Consider the following 5,426-nt stretch of genomic DNA (forward strand, 5'->3'; position numbering starts at 1 on the left):
ATGGCTGACAGACTATAATCACAAGCGGCCGCACAGTTCCCTAGGGAACTGTGCCCCGTATGAGTATTTCATGAACCAGAAAAATATGCTAAATAACCAGACACTCGCTTTAAAGGTGGCTTAATAATTGGGGGAAGGTCAGAAGGACTGCTTCATAATGAACAATTTATCAAACAAAAAATGGCGGAAGGGTATAAAATAATTGATATCGGACCAGATTTTGCAAAAAGAAGAATTAGAGGAAAGGCATCGGAAAATTATCAAATGGAGAGAAGAGTTACAAAAGAATGCGAGAATTATAATAAATCATTCTTAAGAATGAAAAAGAATTCAGTTGTTGAATAATATGAGATAACTATATGGAATCTTCTGAAATATTGAATCAGGTAAGAGTTGTTTTTGACCCCCTTGCAAAGAGTTTAGGTTTGCAAGGGCCAATTGTTATGGCCTTAGGATATACCACCATTTTAGTTGGATATCATAATAATGCTGTTGGATTAGAGATAGAAATTGATTTAAGTGATTTTTTTCTCTTTGCATTAATATATCGGTCAAAAGAAAATAAAATTCCTATAGGTTATAATGATGATAAGGGGTTAAGGCAAAAAATATTCATACAGGATGCTTTAAAAATGTTATCAATTGATATAGCGAAAGAAACAAAAACTCTCCAGAAACTCGGTGGTGACTATCATAATTGCACTCAGATGGCAGAAATACTGGCGAAGATTATTAGTCAGTATTGGAATAATATTGTAACTTTTGCACCACAATTATTTGGGTAAAGACTCTAAAGGGATAAGAAACATAAGGTGCCTTACCTTAACGGTCTGTTGCCCTGATGGTGATTCAAAAAACCGATATATTCGATATTCTGGATCATACCGGTCATGCATAACCGAATTTTACGTAGCCCAAAGGTGTCAGGCCTTTAACCTTGACAAATTAGACTTCAGCAGATATCGGTTTTATATGGGCAGGCCATTGAGAATCTAATATCCGGGTGGGGTACATCACATAATCAGCCGGGGCAAAGTCAAAAATGGGGAGATCGTTCTCCTTAAAAACCATCTCAATTGGGAATAATCACAACATTTTCGATATACTTATATTCTGACCAATTTATTTTACAACTATTTTGGACAAGAAAAATATATTGTGTTAAACGTCAATATCGTTTTATTATAATATTTTAATCTTTTAATCATTTTCAGATATGGAGATATTATGGAACCCGGCACATTAAAAAAATGGCATACATTATCCGCTCAGGAGGTTCTCGAACTGCTGGCAAGTAATCCTGAAACCGGCCTTACTCCGGATGAAGCATCAAATAGAGCCAAATTTTTTGGTCTTAACGTAATCACCGCCAAAAAGACAAAGGGCCCTCTTATCAGGTTTCTGCTTCAGTTCAACCAGCCCCTTGTTTATATACTGCTGGCAGCAGCCTTGATAACATTCTTCTTGAAGGAGTATGTAGATTCCGGGGTCATTTTCGGCGTAGTCATCGTAAATGCCGTAATAGGCTTTTTCCAGGAGTCCAAAGCGGTAAAGGCCATTGAGGCCCTGGCAAAAACAATGACAACCGAAGCTACTGTCATAAGGTCACACGAAAAAATAAGGATTTCCTCGGAACTTATTGTGCCCGGAGACATTATTCTCCTCCAGTCGGGGGACAAGGTTCCTGCAGACATGCGAATAATCTCAGCAAAAGACCTGCAGACCGACGAGTCCGCACTTACAGGAGAATCTGTATCTGTAGAAAAATCAGCTCAGGTACTTGATGATGACATAGAACTGGCTGAGAGGAAAAACATGGCATTCGGTTCGTCCCTTGTTACCTATGGTACGGCCACAGGAGTCGTTACGGAAACAGGGAACAATACTGAAGTTGGACGTATATCAAGTCTCATGGAAAGAACCGATGAACTGGAAACTCCTCTCTTAAGGAAAATCTCCCATTTCAGTAAAATCCTCCTTTATGTGATTCTGCTTCTCGCAGCACTCACATTTCTCGCAGGAATAATGAAAGGTCAGGGCGCAGTCGACATGTTCATGGCGGCAGTTGCACTGGCTGTAGGAGCAATTCCGGAAGGCCTGCCCGCGGCATTGACAATAACTCTTGCCATAGGGGTATCCCGCATGGCGAAAAGAGGCGCTATAATAAGGAATCTGCCTGCGGTCGAAACATTGGGAAGCACTACTGTTATATGCTCAGACAAGACAGGGACCCTGACCGAAAACCAGATGACGGTCCAGGAGATTATGACCGGCTATGAATCATATCTTCTGACAGGCTCAGGATATTCTCCTGACGGAGAGATCCTGCACACAGACGGGAAAACAGCAATGCCTCCGGCTCCAGGACTTGCAGAATGCCTGAGATGCGGCATCTTATGCAATGACAGCAGGATAATCATCAAAGAAGGAAGGCACACAGTCCAGGGCGACCCGACCGAAGGGGCACTCATAACTTCAGCAGCAAAAGCAGGCCTAGACCATGCCGTTACCGTCTCCAAATGGACAAGGATAGACACCCTTCCTTTCGAATCACAGCACCAGTATATGGCGACGCTTAACCATAATCCGGACGAAGACGCTTGCATCATCTACATGAAAGGCTCCCTGGAAGCAGTCCTGGAACGTTGCGCTTATGCATCAGGCCCTGACGGCGGGCTCACGGAAATCGATCATGATAGGATTCATGACTCAGTTTCCACTATGGCCTCAAAAGGCATGCGAATACTGGCATTTGCGTTTAAAAAAGAGTGTAAGGATTTTAAAAGCCTGAGCCATGATGAGGTAAAATCCGGAATGACCTTCATAGGCCTCCAGGGCATGATAGATCCTCCAAGGGCGGAATCGGTCGAGGCCATCAGAAACTGCCATAGTGCAGGAATTCACGTTAAAATGATAACAGGCGACCATGCACTTACCGCATCTGCCATTGCTCAGAAAATAGGCCTGAGAAATTCCGGGTCCGTACTTACAGGCAGGGACATATCAAAGCTCGGAGATGTGGAGTTATCAGAAATCATCAGGGAGGTTTCCGTCTTCGCCAGAGTCGCTCCAGAACAGAAACTTAAGCTGGTAAGCGCCCTCCAGTCTAACGGAAATATAGTCGCCATGACAGGAGACGGCGTGAATGACGCACCAGCCCTTAAGAGGGCGGATATTGGCGTTGCCATGGGAATAACAGGAACGGATGTGGCAAAGGAGGCGGCCGACATAATTCTTACTGATGACAATTTCGCAACTATCGAGGCAGCTGTAGAAGAAGGCCGCGGAACCTTCGATAATATAACCAAGTTCATAGTCTGGACGCTGCCGACAAACCTGGGCGAAGGCCTGGTCATACTTGCTGCAATATTTGCCGGTGCAGTACTTCCGATACTCCCGGTCCAGATACTCTGGATTAATATGACCACAGCAGTACTTCTCGGTCTCATGCTGGTGTTCGAACCCAAAGAAGAAGGACTCATGAAGAGAAAACCGCGCGAACCCGGAGAACCCATCCTTACCGGAAGGCTTATATGGAGGATTTTCATGGTGGGATTAATGATGCTCGCGGTTGCGTTCGGTCTGTTCGAGTGGGAGCTGAAATCGGGTTCGGATATAAGCACGGCAAGAACGGTGGCAGTAAATGTTTTTGTCATGGTTGAACTTTTTTATCTTTTCACCTGCCGTTCGCTTAACAAGTCCGCCTTTTCGACCGGATTCTTCTCGAACCGCTGGCTCTTTGCAGGAGTGTTTTCAATGATTGCGCTACAGCTTCTTTTCACATATCTCCCGCTTATGAACCGGTCATTTCAAAGCAGCCCTGTCGGCCTGGTATCATGGCTGAGGATTATCGCCGCATCAGTTGTAATACTTTTTGTCGTAGAACTTGAAAAAAAATTGTTAAGCCCTATGTATAAAAAAACCAAATCACTTGTGGAGGATTGATATGCTGACCAAAAGCGGACTGAAACTTGAAGAAGTCATCAAGAAGGCGATAGACGATCATGTGATAAATAACTCGGAATATGAGGAGATCATTGAGCTTATCCATGCAGATGGAATGGTCGATGCACATGAGAGGTTGCTGATGCAGGAGCTGAATGACCTGATAGCAAATAAAACTGTCAAAAGAATAAGCGGATAATTTGAAAGGCGGGATTATCCGCCTTTTATATGTATTTACAGTTTGGCCTTGAAGAATTCGAACATGATGCCTAGTCCAGTATTTCCCTCGGTATTGGTGTATTCGATGCCGCTGTTTACGTCCATTTCCTTTGACGGGCAGGTGGCTGTTGCCAGACCGGGATACATGCTATGACCCATATTAAATATAAACATGTCACATATGCCACCCAGTTCGCGAACCTTTCTCATCATGATTCTGCCTTGTGAGGGCGGTACAGCAATGTCCAGGCTTCCATCGATCAGGAGAAGCGGAACTTTTGTATTAATATGGTTTATTGGACTTGCCTCATAGTATTTGGGGTCGTAATCGGGGATGCCATCATTGTTAACGTCCTTTATTTTATAGGGACCAACAAGGTTTTCGATAAAATCAATTGCTATGACGTTCAATTTGGGATCCAAAGGGTTAGGATCATTTTCATCACCCTTCTCACTGAAAGCGAGGTATCGGTACTCTGACTCCATATCGGTTGGGGCGGCAAACGCTGCGAGGGCCTTTATCGGTGGTTTATCGAAATCCATCAGCATGAGGGATGTGATGCCTCCGCAGGAAAAACCGGCTGCACCGATTCTGGTAATATCAATTTTATATGGATTGGCAATTGACCAGTTGGAAGCATAGGATGTGTCTTTTATAAGCCAGAAAATGGCATTTTGAACGTCATCCATCAACTGAGGCCACATTATGGAACTCTTATTCGGCTGGCGCCAGTCGATAGAGATGGCAAAATATCCTTTTTGAGCTGCCCTGATTGCCAGCTGAAGCATTTCCTGCTTTGTACCGTTGTAGCCATGTATAAATATTATGGCCGGATAACCGTTTGGGGCGGGCGTAGAAGCGGGTGCCACATAATACAACTGAAGGTTGTTTTCCTTATCGAATACCACTTCATTTGCACATCCTGAAAACAACCCTACAAATAAAACAATTAACATGAATGCCAATGACTTTTTCATGGATAGCTCCTCACTAATTGGCTAACGCATCACCTCAATTACATTAAATCATTTTTTATTATCATGATATTTTACCAATAAGTCAATATCTATATCAAAAATAAGTGAATTGATTTTTGAGTTTCCATTGGTGTCAGGCCTTGACGGCCTGTTGCCCTGATTGATTTTGGGGAGTCGCATTTTGCGGGTTTATGGAGCACTTGGTCAGACGTAGAGATGTCTCAAAGCAATATCCCGAAAATTGCAAATACGATTTCCAGAGAACAACCGGGAAATAATGCAAT

General features: G+C 43.4%; 5 protein-coding genes. 4 read left to right on the plus strand and 1 reads right to left on the minus strand.

Translation table 11 applies throughout. The features are described from left to right. The first annotated feature begins 180 nt into the window (after positions 1-180). The 4 genes from VIS94_12215 to VIS94_12230 all read left to right on the plus strand — a co-directional run bounded on the left by VIS94_12215 (position 181) and on the right by VIS94_12230 (position 4,144). Positions 181-345 carry a hypothetical protein gene (locus tag VIS94_12215; GenBank protein HEY9161831.1) on the plus strand — a complete coding sequence of 55 codons (165 nt, stop codon included), beginning with the start codon at positions 181-183 and terminating at the stop codon, positions 343-345. A gap of 14 nt (positions 346-359) precedes the next feature. Beyond that, positions 360-785, plus strand: coding sequence for a hypothetical protein (locus VIS94_12220; GenBank protein HEY9161832.1), 426 nt, complete (start codon positions 360-362; stop codon positions 783-785). Between the two features lie 442 nt (positions 786-1,227). Next, positions 1,228-3,945, plus strand: a complete 2,718-nt coding sequence (locus VIS94_12225) for a cation-transporting P-type ATPase (GenBank protein ID HEY9161833.1) — start codon at positions 1,228-1,230, stop codon at positions 3,943-3,945. 1 nt (position 3,946) lies between these two features. After that, entirely contained in the window at positions 3,947-4,144 is a 198-nt protein-coding gene (locus VIS94_12230; GenBank protein ID HEY9161834.1) for a hypothetical protein, read from the plus strand. Between the two features lie 35 nt (positions 4,145-4,179). Here the strand turns inward: VIS94_12230 and VIS94_12235 are convergent, their stop codons facing one another. Then, positions 4,180-5,142, minus strand: coding sequence for an alpha/beta fold hydrolase (locus tag VIS94_12235; protein ID HEY9161835.1), 963 nt, complete (start codon positions 5,140-5,142; stop codon positions 4,180-4,182). Positions 5,143-5,426 lie beyond the last annotated feature (284 nt).

Source organism: Desulfomonilia bacterium (assembly GCA_036567785.1).
Taxonomy (GTDB): domain Bacteria; phylum Desulfobacterota; class Desulfomonilia; order UBA1062; family UBA1062; genus DATCTV01.

What these genes read in the sequence shown, in the direction of transcription:
- VIS94_12215 (HEY9161831.1), top strand. Translation starts at nt 181, where the DNA reads ATGGCGGAAGGGTATAAAATAATTGATATCGGACCAGATTTTGCAAAA.
- VIS94_12220 (HEY9161832.1), top strand. Translation starts at nt 360, where the DNA reads ATGGAATCTTCTGAAATATTGAATCAGGTAAGAGTTGTTTTTGACCCC.
- VIS94_12225 (HEY9161833.1), top strand. Translation starts at nt 1,228, where the DNA reads ATGGAACCCGGCACATTAAAAAAATGGCATACATTATCCGCTCAGGAG.
- VIS94_12230 (HEY9161834.1), top strand. Translation starts at nt 3,947, where the DNA reads ATGCTGACCAAAAGCGGACTGAAACTTGAAGAAGTCATCAAGAAGGCG.
- VIS94_12235 (HEY9161835.1), bottom strand. Translation starts at nt 5,142, where the DNA reads ATGAAAAAGTCATTGGCATTCATGTTAATTGTTTTATTTGTAGGGTTG.